Genomic DNA, 20,338 nt, shown 5'->3' with positions numbered 1-20,338 from the left:
CACTGCGCCGTGTGGAACAGACCGAGCCGGGCGGGATGACGCCGGCGTTCGCTGGTCAGCGGCCGGTGGCATCGCCCACGCAGTCCGTCTGGGGGTAGACCTGTTTGAGTTCCGCCAGGAGTTCGCTCTGGCCCGTGAGGAGTTCGGTCAGGATGCGGCGGGCCGCGCGCAGGAGGTCGGCCACGTCGCCGCCGGCGAGGGCGTAGCTGACGGTCGCTCCGTCACGGATGGAGATGACGATGCCGGAACGGCGTAGGACCGCCAGTTGCTGAGAGAGGTTGGAGGCCTCGACGTCGATCGCGGCCAGGAGGTCGCGTACGGGTAGGGGACCGCTCTGCAAGAGTTCCAGGACACGGATGCGGACGGGATGTCCGAGCATACGGAAGAATTCTGCTTTTGCCTGGTAGAGGGGTACCTGCATTCCCATGGGTGCTCCTGCTGTTGCTTCAAATCCCTGCCCCGATCCGCCGGCGTCCAGCCTGCCGGTCGGCTTGCGGTACCCACCATTCGTGCGGTCCGGCCCACGCACACCCGCTTTCACCTGTTTCAGATGTGTCGCATTGAAAAGTTCTTCAACTCGTGGGCATGCGTGGGCGCCGATGGGTCAGAGCTCCAGAGCGGCCTCGATGCGCTTGAGCTGGTGCCGGGCCATTGCCAGGTTGGATTTGGTCTTGTCCAGCACGACGTAAAGGAACAGGCCGTTGTTCCCGCGGCCCTTGAGGAGCCGGATCAGGTGATACTGGCCGCCGAGCGTGATCAGAACGTCCTCGATCTCGTCGTTCAGGCCCAGCATCTCCATGGTCCGGACCTTCGCCCGAATCACGTCGGTATTGCCCGCGGCAGCGACCGCCAGGTCGAGATCATTCCCCCCACCGAGGGTCCCCAACGCCATACCGCTGGTGTAGTCGACCAGCGCGGCACCCATCGTGCCGTCGATCGAGGTCATCGTCTCCTTCAAGGAGACTTCCACGTTCGCCATCGGCGTCCGCTCCCTTGCTCTTGCGGTCCTGGTCCGGCGTTCGGTTCCTTCTCACACCGGCCCATCTGTGAGCGACACGCTACCGAGAGTGCGCGACGACGGAAGGAGAACAACGGATTGGGCGGAATGTCCCTTGGCAACGCCGATGATCCGGCCATAAACCGTTGCAACTCAGCCTGGCCACCGCAAAGCGCAAGGGCCGCTCCCTCCTCTACGCCCTCCACGACCACCACGTCGCCCAGTTCTCGACCAGGCTCTCTTCCAACTTCGAACGCCTCACCCGGGCCGGGGCGGCGGGGGCGGCACCGGTTTGGGCGACAGCGGGCTGGGGCCCGGTTCTCGGTGGCGCCGACGAGCGGGCCCGGCCGCCCGAACCCTGGACATGGACCGGCTGGAGGCTTCTTTCTTCCCCAGTCGATCCACTTCCCGACGGGGACGGGGGAGAGGAGCGCTCGCGCCTGGGAGCTGTGCAATCCGGCGATCTGCCAGTCGGAGCACTCGGAGCACTCGGAGCACTTCTGAGCACTTCTGAACACTTCGAGGGCTGCGGGGGACGCTCTGTGTGCCGATGCGGTCGCGCCGGAGGCGGCGCCGGGAGCCAGCACCAGCAGAGGCCCTCTGTACGGCTCCGGTGCGTTCGGCTTTCCTTGAGAAACCGGCGACGGGGGGAGAACGGTGGACTACTCGTTATCGCGGAAGCAGGGGGAGGCTGCCCGCCGCCGCAAACGCGTACTTGCGGCTGTTGCCCTACCCCCGCTCATCACGGCGGTGCTGCTCGCCTTCCTGCTCCTCGGCGCATACGGACCTGGTGGAGGGTGGTGGACCGTCATCGGAATGCTGGCTGCCCTCGGCCTCCTCGGAGCCGGCTTCCTCAACAGAGTTCTGCGCTTCCTGCCCGCGGCTCTCACGCTGTGGGCACTCGGAATGACTGTCGGGGCCTTCGACGACTGGATCCTGGAGAGCAGGGGACTCGACGTCACCTGCACCGTTCTGGAGAAGGACTCGCGGGTCGAGACCTCCACCTCTACGGATGCCAACGGTCTCACCACCACGAATTCGACGACCTACTACGACTACCGCCTGGCTTGTCCTGGCGGCCGGCCCACAGCCATGACAACGACCAGCGATGTCGGCCACAAGGACCAGCAACTTCAGGTGGTGTACGACCCCAAAGGCCGCATCGACCCGGAACCGGCGCGCGACACAGACGCAACCGCGGTGTGGGTCCCCGGCAGCCTGATAACGGCGGCGATCGTCGTGGGCGTTGGTCATGCGCTGTTCGGTCGCAACGATTGGTAGGTGGGAGCGGACCGTTCCAGAATCAGCGCCCCGCGTCGGATGCACCCGCCGGACGCGACGGAACCGTCCGCGCCACGGCCCAGGGCCACGTCGACGTTGCGCCAGGCGCGCGCCTGCTGGTCATAGAAACGGATCGGCCCGGCGGCCACTTCGGTGGTGAGAGCGCCGTTCGGGTTCATTCGCCCCGTCGACCTGGGGCGGGATCAGCCGCCGCCTCTGTGGAGGAAGAGGAGAAGGCTGTTCGCCTGGGCGGGGGTCAGGTCAACCGGAACGTCCCGAGGAGCCGGTCTCCCATCGGCGATGGCGAGGAGGCAGTCCTCGGCCTGTTCGGGAGGGACGCTGTCGAGGATTTCATTGATCAGTTTCATCATCTCTTCGTCAGAGAGTGTTTCCGGATTGTTGGGATCCTTCGGCTTCTTCTTGTCCATTTCCGGCCTCACCGCGTAGTCATGTGATCGAACTTGCGTGCCCTGGCTACAGGCGTTCGCCTGCGGTCACCGTTGCTCCCGCGAGCGCACCCGCGCTGCAGCGAATGCCCGACGGAGCTGCCCAACATGGCATGCGTGTCCAGTGCGACGACAGGGGCGGCCCGGGTGGCCATGTTGAGCCTGCTCATGCCGACTCATTCGTCGGCGTGACGGGCCGGGTTGGGCCGCGTCCGTGTCCCACCATGACGAATCGGTTGGCTCGAGGCGCTGCGACCCGCTCGCATGCCATGCGAACGAGCGAGCCCCGATCCAACAGGAGGCCACTGGACGTCCTTGCCGTCGGCGGCCTGATCGGCCTGGACGACTCCAGGTTTGAGGGTTGCCCCGCAGCGGTTCTCCCCTCACGTGGCGCGGCGGGACCGTCTTGGGCTCGTACCGGCACGCGAGGACGACCAGAGCCGCTGGGTGACCCGCAAGCGTGACAGGTCGCTACGCGCGGGCCATTTCTTGACGTCCGGCGGTAGTCCGGGGTGGGTCTCCAGGCGATCTCGTTGCGTTTGCCAATCGCTGCGGACGGAAGGAGACTGGTGATATCAGCGTGGCCCCGCCGCTGGAATCCGAGCTGGCCGGCGCCAAGCGCTTCTCCTGTTGCTGCCACATCACGGGGCGCCTGCTGTTTCCCCGAGCCTTCCATGGCCGGAAATTCGAGCAGTGATCTGAGGGCATCCAAGTATCAACTGATGAATTTGTTAACCGTTGGTCCTCTCGCTCAGGAGGTGTCCCATGAGCAGAACCCGCCCAATCAACTGCATCATTCCCCCTTACATTCTCGACAAGCTCCTGGAGAGCGACGACCGCGAGGTGCGCCAGGCGGCCTTGGACACCCTGTTGACCACTGCGCGCCTGCGGGGTGAGCGAGCGGTCCGCGCGTCCCTCGCCGGCGCGGCGGCCACCGCCGGTAACGGCCGGCGCACCATCTTCGACGGCGAGCAAGGGGTTTCCCTTCCCGACGCTGTCCTGGTCAGGACGGAAGACGGACCGCAGTCCGCGGACCCGGCCGTAAACCAGGCGTTCGACGGACTCGGCCTGACGCGCGATTTCTACAAGGAGGTGTTCCAGCGCAACTCGATCGATGACCGGGGGATGCGGCTGGACGGTTACGTCCACTTCGACATGCAATTCAACAACGCGTTCTGGGACGGACGTCAGATGGTCTTCGGTGACGGGGACGGTAAGGAGTTCAGCAACCTCACGGGATCGCTGGACGTGATCGCCCACGAGTTGACGCACGGGGTCACCGAGAGCACCTCGGAATTCGAGTACCACAATCAGTCCGGGGCCCTGAACGAGTCGATGTCGGACGTCTTCGGGTCGCTGGTCAAGCAATGGTCGCTGAAGCAGACAACCGAGGATGCGGACTGGCTGATCGGGGCTGAGGTGTGGACCCCGGGAATCGCCGGTGACGCCCTGCGATCGATGAAGGCGCCGGGACAGGCATACGACAATCCGCAGTTCGGAAAAGATCCCCAGCCCGACCGTATGAGCAAATTCGTCCACCTGCCCGACACCCGTAGAGGGGACTTCGGCGGGGTGCACTTCAACTCCGGCATTCCGAACAAGGCGTTCTTCCTGGCGGCCATGGGCATCGGTGGATTCGCATGGGAGGCTGCCGGGGTCATCTGGTACGAATCGCTCAAAGCCTCCAGCAAGGACGCCACTTTCCAGGATTTCGCAGACACCACCTTCCAGAAGGCCGGGAAACTGTTCGGCGTCGGAAGCCCTGAGCAGTCGGCCGTGCTGGCGGCGTGGCAGGGAGTGGAGATCCACATCAGCGGGGTCCCGGCGGGGCTCGCCCGGGCACGGAGCTTGCCGGTCAACGGCAACGGCGGCCTGGGCCGGCAGGACGGCCTGGCGGCCCTGTCCAGGCAGATCGGGGAACTGAACGCCAAGGTGGCCGGGCTGGCCAAGGAAGTGGCCACACTGAAGGGGGCCAAGTGACCACCGGTCGCGCGCAATGAAGGTGACTCTGGAGTCATATGGCGGGCTGGCGGCGGTAATCCGCCGCCAGCCCAAGGCGCTGGACACAGCGGCCCTGCCCGAGGACGCCGCAGCGGCCCTGATCCGGCTGGTGGCGGCGGCCGTTGCGATGCCCGTGGAGGACCGGGCCGACCGCGCCAGGGACGCGATGACCTACACGATCACGGTGGAGGACGACGACCACGCGACGGTCCTCGAACAGTCGGACGCCGCGATGTCCCCGGCGTTCACGACCTTGCTCACCTGGCTCAAGAAACACTTCGCGCAGCAGGACCAGCCCTGAGAGGTCCTGGCAAAGGCGTTGGTCGTGTCGGTGGGTGATGAGGCAGGGGGCGAGGCCGGGGAAGGCTTCGTGGATGTCGTCGCGTCGTTCCCATCGGATCCTCGACCACGAGCGGAACCGGCGGCGGTGGTGGACATCGGCGCTGTGGAAGCCCGGGTCGGCGCCGTCCATCAAGGACAGCCTCACGGAGGCGTCCTTAGCGTTCCGGTCGGCGGCAGGATCCTCACCGAGTACCTGAACGCGGCTCCACGTTCACCACGGCATCGGAGGGAGACGTTGTCCAGGCCATCAAGGAAGTGGCGTGCTCCGTCGCCTTTGACTTCGACAAGGCCATGACGCGCGCCAGCGCAGCTCCTCGGCGTTCGAGAGCAGCTACAGCCTGCCGGACGGCAACCACATCTCCCTGGGCATCGAGCGTCTCCGGTGTCCCGAAGCCCTCAACGGGTTGCACAAGACGGTCGTGAATGTGATCTACCGAGCGGACGATTACATCCGCGCCGACCTGCTCGCAAGCGCCGTACGGACCGGCGGCTCGGTCGCCGCCGTCAGATCCAGCGGGCCCGCCGGAGGGAGCTCCTGGAGTAGCGGCTGGTCCAGCCGTCGGCAGGATCGAAGGCACACGCGCGCGGAGTTCGCGCCACGTACTGGTCGATCTTGGTGGTTCCTCCAGGTCGGGATCAAGTCAATCCGGCATGTATGGATCTTCCTCCAGTAAATGGACATCTTCGCCACACGAGGAAGCGCAGGCCCCCCATCTGAAGCGCATCTCTTGGTTGTGTCGATCAATCGGGAATGTCCGATTCCGGCCGAGAGGATGCGATTAGTGGCTGACATGATCAACGACGACGAACGGATGTTCGTTACTGGCGGGCGTGCCGACTGATCATGGCGTGCCCGCACAGTCGATGAAGGGGGAAGTGCCATGAACGCACTCGACATCGAGTTCGCGGAGTTCTCGCTCGAGGAGATCTCCGTGGAGGACGTGCCCGACACCACCGGCCTGCCGGTGATGGGTGCGTCCGATGGAGCGTCGTGCTGCCGGGCCAGCTGTTCCTGCTGCAGCAGCAGCAGCTGATGAGCCGTTGCCGAGGGCCGCGTCAGCGGCTCTCGGCAACACCTTCCGAATACGGGGACAGGCAAGACCGGCCGGTACGAGCGGCGCAGCAGGAAAGAGAGGGACCGCCCGCATGAGGCGATTCGTCGTGGCCGAAACAGCCACCACGCGGGTAAATCCACTTCCGTATACCCCGCTGGTGCGGCCCCGGGCCTCCGCCTCCTGGGAGCGACTTCTCACCACGGCCGCGCAGGTACTCGTAGCGGCCCGTGCGGCGGACGACGAACTGAACGCCGCTCTAGGGCTTGGACTGGATGGTGGCCGCCCTGAGTACGTACGGCTGCGGCGCAGGATCCGCGACAAGCCGATGACGCCACTGCCCAATAGGAGTGCCGCCGAGGCTCATCGCGAACCGGCGGTGCGCCGCTGGCACGCGGCAGCCGCTGCCTATCGGGACCTCCTGGCCGCCGTGACACGCGAACGCGAGCACGAGCTGGTCCATGAGCGCCTCGCCTTGAGTGCCGTGTGCGCCGCGCCGACCCTGTCGTCATCGGTCGAGCTGGTGAGCCCTGACCTGGGGCACGCCGTACGCCGCTACGCGGCCGGAGCGGGCACGGCGGACCGGGCCGACCGCAAGTCGGAGTCCCGCATCGCCGCCTACGCCCTGCGGAGCATGACCCGTACCAGTCCGCGCTCCACCTTCACCGTCGTCTCGATGTCCGCCCTCGCCCCCTCCGACGCCACGCCGGCCGATGTCGCGCGCTGGGAGGCCGCCCCGCCGTCCGGCATCCTGCGTGCCGTCGACGTGCAGCGTGGTGCGCTGCTGTCCGCGCTCGAACCTGAGGCGGTTACGGCCGGGCACGTGCGGCTTGCTCCGCTGCTGCCCGCGGACGTGTCCGAGACGGCCTTCATGGCCATCACCGGCGAGCCGCCCCGGCCGCGGAAGGTGACCCTGCGCCGCAGCCGCGAGCTGGGCGAACTGATCGCCGCCTGCCGCTTCGGCGTGCACCCCTGGGAGAAGCTGGCCGACACACTCGCCATGGCACTGGACTGCTCCGTCAGCCGGGCTCTGCAGGTGATGCGCGCCGCCCTCAAAGTCGGCCTGATCGCCCCCGCGCTCCCCGTGGACGATCAGGAACCCCGCTTCCTCGAGGCGTGCCTCGGTGCGCTGCCCGAAGACGGCCCGATGCAGGAAAGCGCACGGCACGAGGACAGCGCACGTCAGGACAACGCACGACAAGGCAGCGGCCTTCGGCCCGCATTGCGTGACATCGCCGAGCTGACCGGCCTCCTGGCCACGGACGACGCGGCGTCCCGGCCCGGGCTGATGGGGCGCCTGCGTGCGGCGGCCGAACAGCTGCCGCACTCCGACACCCTGCCGTTGCGGGTCTACGAGGACGCCGTCGCCGACCTGCCCACCTGCCCGCGTCCCACGACCGCGCTGCGTGCCGCGGCAGATCTGCTGCCCGTGCTCGCCGCCTTCGACCTCAAGGCCGATCTCCGGCTGGCCCTGCAGGCCGCGCTGCGCGTACGGGGAGGCAAGGCCCGGCTGCTGGACGACGCGGAGGGCCTCGCGGACGAGGCTGCCCGACTCGCCACCTCGGCGGCGGCCGGGGGGCGGCTGCCGGACCCGGGCATCCAGACCGCCATGGACGAGCTGTGGCGGTTCCGGCACCGGATTCTGGCAGACATGGCCGAGATCGTGGCCTCGGCGGCCGCAGCCGGAGACGGCGCGGACGCCGTCATCGGGGTGGAGTCCGTACGGGCGTGGGCCGCGGCCGTCCCGACGTGGCTGCACCAGGACGGCACCTCCTACGCGTTGATGGCCCAGCACGCGGCGGGAGACTGGGTCGCCAACAGCATCTTCGGCGGGCTCGGCGCCACCGCGGCACGCTTCCTGCACCTGGACGCCGCCGCGGGTGGCGACGCCACAGACCTGCTGAGGCGGCGCCTGCGCCGACTCCTGGGCCCCGGAGCGGCCGAGGACCGGTCCGCGCACGGATTCAACACCGGTTGCCATCCCCAGCTCCTCGACGAGGTCATGGACCCGGCGGACTGGGCGGGAACGTTCCTGGTCGACGGCGGGGTTCCCGGCCGGCTCTCCTGGCAGACGCCGCGCGCCCTGCACCCGGTGACCGTCACCTCCACCCGGTGGGACCTGCTGCCCTCGCCCAGCCGCATCGTACTGTGGCTCCAGGGCGGCGGGTTGCTCAGCTGTTCCTATGATCATGTCTACCGCGATACGGTCCGGCCCGGCTCCGACGGTGTCCTCGCCGTCCCCCGCCTGCGCTACGGGAACCTGGTGCTCCAACGGCGACGTTGGTACCTGCCGGACGCCTCCGTACTGACCGACGCGCGCCGAGGCTCGGCCGACGACCTGCACCGCCTGGTGCGGACCCTGGCCGAACACGGAGTTCCCGCACGGTTCTTCGTCAAGCAGCTGCCGCCGTGGCAGCGTGGCGAAGCGCTCGTACCGGACGTTACGGCACGCCCGGCCGCGCAGCCCAAGCCCCGCTTCGTCGACACCGCGGGCGTGCTGGGACTCTCCTCGTTCGCCAAGGATGCCGCTGACTTCACCCACCCGTTCCTGGAGGAGTGTCTGCCCGAGCCGGTCGCCGGCCGGTCCGTCCGCGAGGCGGTCTACGAGTTCGACGCGACGGACACGACGGAGATGAGGGGATGACGGCGTGCTGACGACCGTACGGGTCCATGACTACCGAGGAGATCCGTTCCCGCTGCTCGCCGGTGGCGTACTGTCCCTCGTCGCGGACTTCGCGGCGGACACCGCCGTCCCCGTGTGCTTTCCCACCCGGCACTGGGACGGCGGCCCGCACCTGGCCCTGCACCTGGGATACGGATTGCTGTCCGACACGGCTCTCGCGACCGTACGGGACCGGCTGGAGGTGGCGGCCGGGGCGGGAGATGCCTGGTCTGCCGAGGAGTACCAGCGTCGGGTCCGTTCACTGGCGGCGTCCGAGGGCACCGAGGTGCGGCACGTCCTGCCGTATCCGCACGCGGCGGTGGCCGTATCCACCGACGCCGCGGCCCCCGGCCCGGTGGAGACCGTGCGGCACCGGTTCCTCACCGAGTTCGCCCGGCTGCTCCCCGAGGGGCTGACCCAGGACGTGGAGACGGCCCGGTCCCGCGCGCCCGGACTCGCCCTGCAATGGATGGCGGCTGCGGCAGCCGCCTACCCCGGTGGGGCACGGTTCGGTTCTCTCTCGTTCCACTCCCACACAGAGGCGTTCCTCGCCTCCCGCCCGGACGGCGAGGAGTTGCGGGCCCGCTTCACCGCAGCCGGCGAACGCCACCGCCCGCACACCGACCGGCTGGTGGACATCGCGCTGCGCCGGCCGGAGCGGCTGCCGGGGCACGCCGCGTGCGTTGCCGCCTGCCGGCAGCTGAGCGACCCCGCGCTGCGGCCTGATCTCGACGTGCTCATCGCGGCAGGGCGGGCCCCGGTCACGGGCAGCGCGCCGAGCGCCTTCCACCGACAGCTCGCCGAAGGCGGCTTCGCGCAGAACGCGCCCGCTGGCTTCACGGCCTTCAGGGCCGTCGTGAACTGGCTGTACGAGGCCCTGCAATGGCTCGGCGTCACACCGCTCAACCGTTACCTGTACTGCCACAGCCTGGCCAACGCCATCGACGTCCGGCTCGGCGAGCCGTGGCAGGACCGACTCAAAGTGAGGCCCGCCTGACATGTTCGTGAAACTCCGCCCCAGCACCGTGTACGGGGCCGTCGCGGGAGGCGTGTTCGTCCAGACACCGGGCGAGTCCTTCACGCTCAGGCTGCCTGCGCCCCTGGTCGAACCGGCCTGCGCCTGGATCCGGGCGCTGGAGGTGCCCCGTACGACCGACGAACTCGTGGCGGCGACCGGAAACCCGAAGGCGGCCCCCTTCGTTGAACGTGTCGTGGCACAACTGCGCTCCCACGGCGCGCTGGTGGACGCATACGAAGTCCCGTCAGGGGTACCGGCGGCCGCCGTGGCCTATGTGGAGAGCTACAGCGACCGTCCCCAGGAGGCGCTGAACCGACTCGCGGCCGCACAGGTGACGGTCACGGGGCCGACGGCTCTCGCGGCGGCGGCCGAGGTGGCACTCGCCGGGCGAGGCGTGTCCGTGCGTACGGTGGCGGACGACGCTGAGCCGGATGTGGGGGATGGGACCCTGACCATCAGTGGACAGGGGCGGCTCTGTGTACGCCTGGAGCCGGCGGGAGCCCGCCTGTGGGTTGCCTCCTCCGGCCTCGCCGACCCGGTCAGCCGTGCCGCGTTGCGCGCCAGGCTGGCCGTACCGGGGGAACCCGGTGCGGTGGCCGCGGGGCTCGCGGCGGGGCTCGCCGCCGAGCAGGTCTTCCGCGAGCTGACCGGGCTTGCGGCCGAGGGCGTACACACCGTGCACGTTGTGGACTCCGGACCTCTGGGCTGGCGGTCGGTGGAGCTGCGGTCCGCCGACGGGCCCGGCCCGGTGCCGGCCGCGAGTGGCTCCGGGGCCGACGAACTGATCGGCTGCCATCGCCACGACACCCCCGTCGACTGGCCGCAACTGCCGGTGTGCCTGGGCCGCGTCACGCCGGGTCCCGGGCGCCCTGACGCGGCGTCGGCCGCAGGCTGGGGACGCACCCGGGGCGAAGCGGACCAGGAGGCACTGCGGGCGTTCCTGCGCGGCGGTGATCCGGCCGGTGGCGCCGGTGCCACGGAAGAGGAGGCGCTGCTGGACGCGGCCCTGCGGATCTGTGCCGCGCAGCGGGTGGGTGACACACAGCTGGAGTGGGTCGACGGTCTACCGGACGAGAGCACCGAGGACGGTACGGGTTGGCGGTACCGGGTTCACGAAACGACGGTGGGACTGGTGCTTGCCGAGGCGGAGTACCGGGCCGACGGGGCCGACACGACGCAGGAGCTGTGGCGGGGGAGTGCCTGGGGCTTCGACCGGGCCCATGCGCTTCGGTCGGCGGCAGGCTGCGCCCGGGCCCGTGCCCAGTTGTTCCCGCACTCGGCCGAGTTGGCGCAGTCCCTGGGCGTCGACTGCCGGATTGCCGCAGACGTCGTAGGGCAACGGCCCGACGCCGCGCCGGTCGCGACCGCCCTGCTGGGGTACGAGGTCGCCTTCCGCGCCGCCGAACCGGATGTGCTGCTGGGCGCCGCCCCGTTGGCGTGCGGTGTGCTGGTGCGGATCCCGCGAGGTGAGCGATGACTGCTGCGCTCGCCATCCACGAAGCGAGTCGGCTGCCCGAGCCGGCGGCAGAGGCGCTGGGTGAACTCGCCGCCGGGTACGGCGCACTGATCATGCTGGTGGCCGGACACGACGCCGCCTGGGAGCAGGAGCAGATGGTGCGGGCCACCGCGCTCGGCGTGCCCCTGCTGCCCGTGCGCCTGTGGGGCGCCGAGGTGGAGATCGGGCCGCTGTGGAGGGAGGGCGTGGCAGGTGGCTGCCCCCTGTGCCAGGTGGCCGCGCATCTGCGCACGCGCGGTATCAGCGACCCGCCCCGGCGGCTGGCCACCGGAGCGGACCATGCGGAGGCGGCGCTGCACGCGCTGAGCGCCGCGATCCGCCTGGCGTGCCACGAACCGCTGCGGCCGGGGGAGACAGTACTGGTCTCGCCCCGGGGCAGCTCCCGGCACCGCGTGGCGCCCCAGACCGGCTGCCCCGCCTGCGATCACACGGCCGGCACACCGGCCCCGCCCGGCGAAGCCGACAGCCCCCACCGGGTGGACCCTGACCTTCACGACCTGGACCTTCACGACGTGGACGTGGACGCGGACCTGAGGCAGATCCCAGGACCGGACCTCGCGGTGGAGTCCTTGACCGCGCTCCTGGTCGATGACCGGTACGGCCCGGTGGTGGGGCTCCAGTCCGTCCCGGACAGCCCCGCCTCGCTGGTGGCCGCAGTGCACGCCCGGCACGGATCGGCCGCCGAAGCGGCGGGCTACGGCCGGGGCCGGACCGTCGCGGCCGCGTCCCGGCTCGCGCTGCTGGAGCGGCTGGAGCGTTCCGGCTCGGAAGCGGTGGTGCGCGCCGCCCGACCGCTGCGCTGCGCCTACGACGCGCTGCCCGGGCGGGCGCTGGACCCGCGCCGGCTGGGCGTCCTCGCACCGGAGCAGTACGCACATCCGTCGTGCCGGGTCGACCCGTTCGCCCCGGAGGACGTCCTGCGGTGGATTCCGGCCCGGGTCTGGGGCGCGGCGGACACCTGCTGGGTGCCGTTGGAGGCGGGCTCGTACCACGTGCACCCCGAGCCCCGGCCGGGCCGGAGGTGGGGGCGGGTGCTGTACGAGTCGTCCAACGGCTGCGCCCTGGGCGCCACGGTCGACGAGGCGGCGCTGCACGCTCTGCTGGAAGTCGTCGAACGGGACGCGTTCCTGCTGACATGGTGGGCCGGGCGGCCCGTACCGCGTGTCGACTGGTCCTCGGTGTCCGACACCACAGCCCTCGAGCTGCGCGCGGCGATGCGCGCGGCCGGTTACGAGGTGCACTTGTGCGTCATCACCCAGGACGTGCCCGTGCCGGCCGTGTGGGCCCTGGCCGTCAACCCGCGCTCCGCCGAGAAGTACAGCCTCACCACGGCGGCCGCCCACCCCGATCCGGCCAGCGCGGTGCGCGCCGCCGTTGCCGAACTGGCGCCGCTGGTCCTGGGGGACGTGGTCACGCCCCACCCTGCCCGCGCCCGTCGGCTGCGCGCCGACCGCTGGAACGTGACAGATCTCGATGACCACATCCAGTGGTACTCGGTGCCCGAGGCGGCCCCTGCCTTCGAGCCGTTCCTCAGCGGTCCGCTGGTTCCTCTGGCCGAGGCTTTCCCCGCCTCGCCCCTGCACGGGGCGCGCACACTGGGGGAGGCACGCGACACGATGCGCGCGCTGCTCACGAAGGCGGGCATGGACGAGGTGCTCGTCGTGGACCAGACGGGCCGGGAGCACCGCGCGGCGGGACTGCACGGCGTGCGGGTGCTCGTCCCCGGATCCATCCCGCTGACCTTCGGCTTCGCCCATCAGCGTGTCTTCGGCTTGCCCCGGCTCCTGGCGGAGTCGGGACCACAGGGGCTGTCCCTGGACCGGCTCACTGTCCACCCCTTCCCGTGACCGGGCCTCCCCGCCCCTGCCCGCCGAACCCTCCTGTGTCCTGTCTCTGAAAGAAGTGGCTGCCGTCCGTGGTCGTTCCTCCCCCCTCTCCCACCTCACCAGGAACCGGCCGGCCCGCCGACGACGACCGTCCGGCCGAGCTCCGCACGATCCTGGCCGCCAAACCGTCCGGTGACACCCGGGTGGACCCCGAGGCCCGTCCCGAGCTGCAGCGGGTGCGCGCCGCGGTCGCTGCGCTCGCCGGCGGCCCGCGTAGTGAGGTGCCCGGTGGGGTGCCCGCCCGGTGGGACCTGTTGGAGCGCACCCGCTGGCCGGCGGGCGGGCTGCCGACGGGCGTCTCCTTGCGGGAGATCGCCGCCACCGTCTGCGCTCCGGTCCGTTTCGAGACCGACAATCCGTACAGCGAGCACCGGGCGTACCCCTCGGCCCGCTGCAAGTTCCCCGTTCGGCTCGTGGCCCACGAGGCAGGCGCGGCGGCCTTCCTCATACCCGAGGCATCAGGGACTCTCCAGGTCCCCGCCGCGCCGGGCGAGACGCCGGACCACATCGAGACGTTCTCGCTCCCCGCGGCCCTACCCTCGTTCTACGGCCCGCTGCGGGCAGTCCTGGCCGGTCTGGAGACCGGCCACGTCCTGGCTGCGGCGGCGCTGCTGGGCCGGGCCATGGGCCGTCCCCTGATGGTCCGCGGTCGGACGGACGGCGTACCCGCGTGGACCGACCGACTGCCGGGCCCCGCCCTTCCCGGCTACCGGATGACGGACGACAGCGGTGCGCGGCCCCCCACACCGCAGGACGCCCCCACCACCGCACCGACCTGGAACGAGGTGCTCTGGAACCGCAACAGCGGCCGGGTGCCGCGCGGCGTCTCGGGTTTCACCGGTACCCACCGCACGCTCGCGGCATCCGTGTGGCGCGGCGCCCTGGCCGCGCTCGCGGCCGGTGCCCAGGGTCTCGGAGCGCTCGAAGCGGCCCGCTCGGCCCTCGGACTGTACTGCTGGGTGCGCGATGTCGAAGGCGTGGAACCCGGTTGCTACCTGGTTCACTTCGACGGCTCGGCCGACCGTGTGGGCGACCTGGAGGCCGCGCGCGGCGCGCTGCTCATCGACTCCGCTCCCGCACCCGGACTGGCCTTCGATCTGAGCGCCTGCAACCTGGTCTGGCTGGTCACCGCTGACCCGGGCCTGGCCTGCGCGACGTCACCGGCTCCCGCTCCGCGGATCGCCGCCGATCTGCTGGCCGCGGCCGGCTGGACGGCGCAGCACCTGTCGTACGCGATGGCGGCCCACGGGCTGTTCGCGCGGCCGCTGCGCAGTTACGACGCCGAACTCGCCGCCCAGGCACTCCAACTCGACGCGGGCCAGGTGCCGGTCTATCAACTGGCCTGCGGCCCGGGCCGATTCACCGAGCCGGCCCTGGACGTACGGCAGCCCCCCACCCTGTCCGGCGAAGACGAAGGCACCACATGAGCAGTCCCCACCCCCACCTGCACCCCAAGGCCAACGCATCCGGCTGGCTGGCCTGGCACGTGCACGTGCCCGCGGACGGCTCCGGCACCGACCGCATCTCCCCACTCGTGCGGGAGAACCTCCCCGCGCTGATCACACCGCTGCAGGAGGCCGGACGGCTGCGCAGCTGGTTCTTCATCCGCTACTGGGAAGGGGGCCCGCACCTGCGGATCCGCCTCCTGCCACAGGCGGGTGTTCGGCCGGCGGAACTGGACGCGGCGGTACGGCGGGCCTTTGCCGGTCTGCCGTCGCAGGGCCACTCCCCGCAGGAGTACCTGCGCTCCATCGGCGACCTGGCAGCCGCCTCCACCGCGAGTGATCCGACGGTGGACCAGCGACTGGCAGCCACGGTGCTCGCCCCTGGCGTGCACCCCGCGGTCTACGAACCCGAAACGGCACGCTACGGAAGCAGAGCGGCTCTGGAGGCCAGTGAGGCCGCCTTCGCTGTCTCCAGCGAACTGGCGCTGCGCGCCGCGGGGTCCCCTTTGGACGGTCTGAGGCTACGGCTCCTGGGCATCGAGGTTCTCCTCAAGGCTGCCGCGCTGTCCGCTCCGGACGCGTCGGCCGGCGATCCCGTCGTACGCCAGCTGCGGCGTCACGCCGACTTCTGGCGGCGCTGGTCAGCGTCCGCCCCCCGGGAGGTGTTCCCCGCAGAGGAACTGACCCGGCAGGCAACCCAATGGGCCGACGTGCTCGCGGGGCGGGGCGGCGTCAGCGCGCGTGCTCTGGCCGAGCGCTCCTCCGCGGTGTCCCCGTGGCTGGAGTCGCTCGCCGCTGTGCTGCCGCTGGGGGCCGCCTCTCTGGGCGACGACGCGGAAACCGGCCTTCTCGTATCTCACACCCATATGACGCTGAACCGCCTTGGTATCTTCGTGCATGATGAATTTATTTTGGCGGAGACAGCCCTGCGGCTCTGGTCCGCGAGCGGGGAAGCGGGCGGCGGGCGATGAGTGACACACCGGACACGTCACGGCCGGATCTCCTGCGGGCCGGCGGCGTCCACGTCGGTTACGACGGCGAAACCGTGCTGGAGGACGTGAATCTGACACTGGGTCCGGGCCATTGCCTGGCCCTGGCGGGGGCCAACGGCTCCGGGAAGTCGACGCTGTTGCGTGTGTGCGTCGGTCGGCAGCAGCCGGACCGGGGCGAAGTGCTCTTCGCCGGCGCCCCGCCGCGTGAGGTGGACACGACCTTCCGCCGCGAGGTCGCGCTGCTGCTCGACGGGGCGGACTGCTTCCCGGATCTGACGGTCGGCGAGCATGTGGGCATGGTCGCCACCGCCCACGGCCTGGGCGCGGACGCGCGAGCGGCGGCGGCCCGGGTCTTGGCGGAACTGGGTCTGGGCGGACGCCTCGACGCCTTCCCCGGCACCTTGTCGGCGGGACAGCGGCAGATGCTGATGCTCGCCTCGGTCCTGGTGCGTCCCGCCCGTCTGATCGTCGTGGACGAGCCCGAACAGCGGCTGGACGTACGGGCCCGGCGCAGGCTCGCGGCCGCGCTGCGGGCCGCGAAGGAGAACGGCACGGCCATCCTGCTGGCCTCCCACGACCGCGGAGTCGTGGATGAGGTCGCCGACGAGGTACTACTGCTCGAGCGGGGCCGCACGGCCGCATTCGGAACACCCGCCGAGGTGACCTCTGGATCGGCGGCCGGACCATGGCGGTGACCGCACGCCGGGCGGGCGAACTGCGCAAGGCCGCCGATCCGGCGGCCGCCACGGCCGAGGCGATCGCGGAGATGACGACGGCCCGGCGCCGACGTGGCTCGGGACGACCCCGGTTCGACGACGTATGGACCTGGGTGTGTGGCGCCTTCGCGATCGCCCTCATGCTGGCCGGACTGATACAGGCGGCGCCGGGGCTGGGACACTCCCTCGGCTGGTCCGGCGGGGCGACGGCCCGTGCCGTGCTGGTCGGCGCGGGCCTGCTGTTGTGGGCGGGCGAACTGGCGGTGTGCGTACGCCTCGGGCCGGTGCTGCTCGGCGCACCCGAGATCACATGGCTGTTGTCGCTGCCCGGTGACCGCGGGAGACTGCTGCGGCCCCGGCTGACACGTGCCGTGGTGGTTGCCTCCCTCGCGGGACTGCTCATCGGCACGCTGATGACTGCTCTCGCGCTCCTGCTCGAAGGGCAGTCGCGGCTCACCGTGTTGCCTGTGGCCCTCGGCGCCCATGTGGCGCTGGCCTGGCTGGCGGTGGCCGCAGGCGCGCTGGTGGAGGCCCGCCCGGTCCTCCTCCCACGGGCCCGCGCCCTGGGTGTCTGCCTCGCCGCAGTGGGCGGGGCGGTCGTCGCCGCGGGCCCGTCCGTGCCCGCGCTGACAGCGGCGGCCGCGTTCTGTGGGCCCTGGGGCTGGGCGGGCTGGGCGACGGCAGGGGCATCCCACCACGGCCTGCCCGCCTGGGCGACTGCGTCGCTCGGTGCCCTCCTGCTGTGTGCTACCGCCGTACTGCGGGCGGCATTCGCGGCGGCGGGGAGCATCCCGACGACCGAACTGCTGAGCCGGGGCCGGACGATCCGGGAAGCCGCGCAAGGTGCGGCCCTGCTGGACCTGCGAGCGCTGACGCTGGTGATGCAGTCGGCCGCACCCACCGGGCTGCGGCGCCCGCGGCTGCGGCTGCCGCTGCCCAGAGCCCGCTGGGCGGTCGGGCCGTGGCGGGACGCCGTCGTCTTCCTGCGCCACCCCGGACGCTCGGTCACGGCTCTCGCCGTACTGGCTGCCGGCGTCGCCCAACTCCGGTTGGTCGCCCAGTGGATGCACGACACTCCGCACGGCCCGGTCGGGCCGCTGCACGCCACCGCCCTGGGCCTGTTCCTCGTCGTGCCCCCGTATCTGGCCGCGGTCGCCCTGGCCGAGCCGGCCTACCAGGACACAGACCGGCCGCGGCGGACCCTGATGCTGCCCTTCTCTCCCGCAGCCCTGGCTCTCGGCCACCTTGTGGTGCCCGTCCTGCTGCTCTGGGCGGCGGCCGCGGCTGCCTGGTCGGCCGCTCTCCTGCCGGGCACCCCCACCGCAACGCTCACCGCCTATGCGCTGACGCTGCTCTTCGCGGGGCCGGCGCTGGTGGCGACAGCGCTGGTCGGCGCCTACCGGGGCGCGCCCCGGTACGACCTGCTGGCGCTCTCGCTCGACTGGTACGCCGCCCTGCCGTTCCTGCTGTGGCGACTGGCACCCGCTCTGGCCGCGGGGTTCGTGGCCGCCCCCTGGCTCTGGCACACGGTGGCTGCACCGTCCGGCGGTCCGGACGCCTCCGCGATCCTGTGGCTCGCCGCCCGGTCGGCCGTGGTGATCGCCTGGGCGGCTCGCCGTATCGCCCGCCAGGCCCGCGACTTGCACACGTGACCAGGCCAGCTGGCCTCGCGCGAACGTGAAGTCTCCCCTGTGGCCTGGACGCGGAGGAGTGGGACGCCGGCACGTCCGCCGATGATGCGTTTCTGGAGCTGGACGTCGGTGATGCGGCCCTCGTCGACTCCGGAGTTGTAGCGGCCGGTGATCCCCTGGGCGACCGCGTGCCGGTCTTCGCGTAGGGCGGTGGCGATGCCGGCGAGGGACGGAAGTCCGCTGTGGGTGAGGTGATCGAGCCAGGTCGGCAGCGGTGTGGCGTCGCGGTTGTCGAGCATGCCGGCGAATTGGCGGACCAGTTCGTGGGTGCGGTGAAGTTCCGGGCAGTGGTCGAGCAGCCGTCGCAGGCGCTCCGCCGGCTGCGGGCGGTGCCGGACCGGACTGGCGATGATCCAGCGGGTGGCTTCGCGTGGAGAGGGCGGCCGTTCGCGGGGCTCGTCCAGGGGCGGCCCGCGTCGCAGCGGTGCCAGGGCCGCTTTCACGCGCTGGCAGTGGCCCAAGTGGCCCTTGCCGAGGAGTTCCTGGTGCAGAATCTTGGCGCTGTGTTCAACGAGTACGCCGACAGCGCGGGTCACGCGGCGGGCGGCCTGCGGGCTTCGACCGCTACGACACGGAAAGGGCAGGCGCGGGATGAAAGGCCCGCCGGTCAGGCGACCTCCTGGCGCTGGGGCGCCTTCCGCGTCTTCACCCCGCCGACGATGAGCGCCAGCCCCACGACGACGATGCCGAGGTAAGCGGGGGACGGAAGGTCGACGATCTTGTGCATCCAGCCCCACTCCGTGCCGAAGAAGGTCTGCGAGGCGAAGCTGACAAGCCCCTGGGCTCCTACGACGTAGCCGATGCTTTCGACGGTGTATCCGATGGTTGTTCGCACGGATCAACCCTCTCGCGGCGGTGCCGCAAGATCGTCCTCCACAGGGCCGAAAACGCAGTAGTCCAAAGGATGTAGTCGCGTGCTCGCGGCACCGCCGCGACTTCGCCGCTCAACGCGGCTACGCGGCACCGCCGCGACCATGGCCCCGATCCACATGTCTGTACGGGTTCCAGAAGAGCGGCGAATGCAGTACCGGCGCTGGGAGCAGGGTGCGGAGACTGCGCAGGACTGGGAGCGTAGGGGCCAGATCGCGGTGTAGGGATGGGTTCGTGCGGCGGTCCGGGGTCGGCTGCGGAGGCGGCCGGCGCACTCCACCGGCAGGTTGTTCCAGGCCGTTGAGCAGGTAATGCTGTGACCGCAGGAGCCGCGAGGGTCCCGCTCTTGTCAGGCCAGATGTCTGAGTACGTCTTCAACCGCGTCGATGAGTGGATCGCCTTCAGTGCCTGTCCTCCGTATGAGACCTAGTTCGACGTCAGGAAGTTCGGGCAGGCTGCCATGTGCGGCGGTGCCGGGTTCCACGCAGGCGGGCAGTAGAGCCGCAGCGCCGAGGCCGGCCCGGACGGCGGCTTGCACGGCGGCCAGGCTGGTGCTTTCGAAAACAACACGCCACTTGCGTCCGTTGGCTTCCAGCGTGTCCAGTACCGGCGTGCGCCAGCGGCAGGGCTGGGAGAACAGTACGAGAGGGAGGGGGTCAACGCTTGGATCCAGTCCAGGCCCGACGGCCCATCTCAGCGGCAACCGGATCGTCCAGCGGGCCGGGGCGGGCAGGTAGGACGGGTCGCACAGAGCGAGATGGATGCGTCCCGAGGTAAATGCCTCTCTCATGTACGGTCCAGGAGCGCTGATCACTTCCAGCGTCGCCTCGGGGTTCAGTCGGGCAAACTCCGCAAGTGCCTGGGGAAACGGCCCTGCGGCGAGGTCCTCGATCAATCCGACACCGCAATGACCCGTCACGGTGTCCCTGGTTGCGGTGAGCGCCTGGGCAGACAGAGCAAGGATCCGCTCGGCATAGGGCAGCAACGCCTCGCCGGCCTTGGTCAGGCTCACTCCGGTGGCCGTGCGGTTCAACAGCGGCTGCTCAACGGAGCGTTCTAGCTTGCGCAGCTGCTGGCTGACGGCTGGCTGGCTGTATCCCAACGCGGCTGCGGCGCGACTGATGCTGCCAGAACGTGCGCAGCTGACGAACATCCGCAGCAACGACGTCTCTAGATCGCGATCGTAGGTCATAAGCGCAGATTATATGACCCCTTCGCAATTGGGCAGTTCCTTCTGGAGAAGAAGATCATTAGCGTTAGCTCCGTGCACTACTTCCTCGTCGATGTGTTCAACACTCGGTCCTTCAACGGCAACAGCCGCACCGTCTTTCCGCCACCAGTTCAACAGTGCCCGGATGGCATTCATCACCAGGGGGTGCGCCACCACCTCGAGAGGTCTGTCGGCGACCAGGAGTAGCCACGG

17 protein-coding genes and 1 pseudogene are annotated in these 20,338 nt (G+C 70.3%); 12 read left to right on the top strand and 6 right to left on the bottom strand.

Annotation, left to right across the window (positions count from 1 at the left end):
* Nucleotides 1-55 precede the first annotated feature (55 nt).
* The gene (locus tag AB0D48_RS23140; protein ID WP_362400132.1) at nucleotides 56-421 is read right to left on the bottom strand and encodes a metalloregulator ArsR/SmtB family transcription factor; all 366 of its coding nucleotides are present in this window, start codon (nucleotides 419-421) and stop codon (nucleotides 56-58) included.
* 183 nt (nucleotides 422-604) lie between these two features.
* Entirely contained in the window at nucleotides 605-979 is a 375-nt protein-coding gene (locus AB0D48_RS23135) for a hypothetical protein (RefSeq protein WP_362399977.1), read from the bottom strand.
* Between the two features lie 768 nt (nucleotides 980-1,747).
* Between AB0D48_RS23135 and AB0D48_RS23130 the strand changes: the two genes are divergently transcribed.
* Nucleotides 1,748-2,278, top strand: a complete 531-nt coding sequence (locus tag AB0D48_RS23130) for a hypothetical protein (RefSeq protein WP_362399974.1) — start codon at nucleotides 1,748-1,750, stop codon at nucleotides 2,276-2,278.
* 203 nt (nucleotides 2,279-2,481) lie between these two features.
* Here the strand turns inward: AB0D48_RS23130 and AB0D48_RS23125 are convergent, their stop codons facing one another.
* On the bottom strand, nucleotides 2,482-2,706 hold the full coding sequence (locus tag AB0D48_RS23125; RefSeq protein ID WP_362399971.1) for a hypothetical protein: 225 nt from the start codon (nucleotides 2,704-2,706) through the stop codon (nucleotides 2,482-2,484).
* A gap of 783 nt (nucleotides 2,707-3,489) precedes the next feature.
* Between AB0D48_RS23125 and AB0D48_RS23120 the strand changes: the two genes are divergently transcribed.
* From AB0D48_RS23120 to AB0D48_RS23070, 11 genes are all read left to right on the top strand, one after another.
* Nucleotides 3,490-4,704, top strand: coding sequence for a M4 family metallopeptidase (locus AB0D48_RS23120; RefSeq protein WP_362399968.1), 1,215 nt, complete (start codon nucleotides 3,490-3,492; stop codon nucleotides 4,702-4,704).
* Between the two features lie 16 nt (nucleotides 4,705-4,720).
* Entirely contained in the window at nucleotides 4,721-5,026 is a 306-nt protein-coding gene (locus tag AB0D48_RS23115; protein ID WP_362399965.1) for a protealysin inhibitor emfourin, read from the top strand.
* Between the two features lie 922 nt (nucleotides 5,027-5,948).
* The gene (locus tag AB0D48_RS23110; RefSeq protein ID WP_362399962.1) at nucleotides 5,949-6,101 is read left to right on the top strand and encodes a thiopeptide-type bacteriocin; all 153 of its coding nucleotides are present in this window, start codon (nucleotides 5,949-5,951) and stop codon (nucleotides 6,099-6,101) included.
* A gap of 448 nt (nucleotides 6,102-6,549) precedes the next feature.
* Nucleotides 6,550-8,763: a hypothetical protein gene (locus AB0D48_RS23105; RefSeq protein WP_362399959.1), complete on the top strand. Its 2,214-nt coding sequence runs from the start codon at nucleotides 6,550-6,552 to the stop codon at nucleotides 8,761-8,763.
* 4 nt (nucleotides 8,764-8,767) lie between these two features.
* Nucleotides 8,768-9,778 carry a hypothetical protein gene (locus AB0D48_RS23100; RefSeq protein ID WP_362399956.1) on the top strand — a complete coding sequence of 337 codons (1,011 nt, stop codon included), beginning with the start codon at nucleotides 8,768-8,770 and terminating at the stop codon, nucleotides 9,776-9,778.
* Between the two features lies 1 nt (nucleotide 9,779).
* Nucleotides 9,780-11,276 (top strand): hypothetical protein, encoded by a 1,497-nt coding sequence (locus AB0D48_RS23095; RefSeq protein WP_362399953.1) that lies wholly within the window; start codon nucleotides 9,780-9,782, stop codon nucleotides 11,274-11,276.
* Nucleotides 11,273-13,162 (top strand): YcaO-like family protein, encoded by a 1,890-nt coding sequence (locus AB0D48_RS23090; RefSeq protein ID WP_362399950.1) that lies wholly within the window; start codon nucleotides 11,273-11,275, stop codon nucleotides 13,160-13,162. Before AB0D48_RS23095 ends, AB0D48_RS23090 begins: the two co-directional genes overlap by 4 nt.
* Nucleotides 13,163-13,230: 68 nt before the next feature.
* The gene (locus tag AB0D48_RS23085; protein ID WP_362399947.1) at nucleotides 13,231-14,628 is read left to right on the top strand and encodes a hypothetical protein; all 1,398 of its coding nucleotides are present in this window, start codon (nucleotides 13,231-13,233) and stop codon (nucleotides 14,626-14,628) included.
* Complete coding sequence (locus tag AB0D48_RS23080) at nucleotides 14,625-15,617, top strand: thiopeptide-type bacteriocin biosynthesis protein (RefSeq protein ID WP_362399944.1); 993 nt, start codon at nucleotides 14,625-14,627, stop codon at nucleotides 15,615-15,617. Before AB0D48_RS23085 ends, AB0D48_RS23080 begins: the two co-directional genes overlap by 4 nt.
* Nucleotides 15,614-16,333, top strand: a complete 720-nt coding sequence (locus AB0D48_RS23075; protein ID WP_362399941.1) for an ABC transporter ATP-binding protein — start codon at nucleotides 15,614-15,616, stop codon at nucleotides 16,331-16,333. Before AB0D48_RS23080 ends, AB0D48_RS23075 begins: the two co-directional genes overlap by 4 nt.
* Nucleotides 16,324-18,006: a DUF6297 family protein gene (locus AB0D48_RS23070; RefSeq protein ID WP_362399938.1), complete on the top strand. Its 1,683-nt coding sequence runs from the start codon at nucleotides 16,324-16,326 to the stop codon at nucleotides 18,004-18,006. The genes AB0D48_RS23075 and AB0D48_RS23070 overlap by 10 nt, the downstream gene beginning before the upstream one ends.
* Nucleotides 18,007-18,101: 95 nt before the next feature.
* Here AB0D48_RS23070 and AB0D48_RS23065 read toward each other — a convergent pair.
* The 3 genes and pseudogenes from AB0D48_RS23065 to AB0D48_RS23055 form a co-directional block, all read right to left on the bottom strand.
* Nucleotides 18,102-18,488 (bottom strand): annotated as a pseudogene (locus tag AB0D48_RS23065) (transposase); the annotation flags it as partial.
* 164 nt (nucleotides 18,489-18,652) lie between these two features.
* A complete protein-coding gene (locus AB0D48_RS23060; RefSeq protein ID WP_362399935.1) occupies nucleotides 18,653-18,880 on the bottom strand; it encodes a hypothetical protein in 228 nt (75 codons plus the stop codon).
* Between the two features lie 384 nt (nucleotides 18,881-19,264).
* Nucleotides 19,265-20,107, bottom strand: coding sequence for a LysR family transcriptional regulator (locus AB0D48_RS23055; RefSeq protein WP_362399932.1), 843 nt, complete (start codon nucleotides 20,105-20,107; stop codon nucleotides 19,265-19,267).
* Nucleotides 20,108-20,338 lie beyond the last annotated feature (231 nt).

It is taken from the genome of Streptomyces sp. NPDC048269 (assembly GCF_040652395.1).
Classification (GTDB): Bacteria; Actinomycetota; Actinomycetes; order Streptomycetales; family Streptomycetaceae; genus Streptomyces.
The sequence above is the reverse complement of the archived record's forward strand: the minus strand, read 5'-3'. Positions and strand labels throughout refer to the sequence as shown.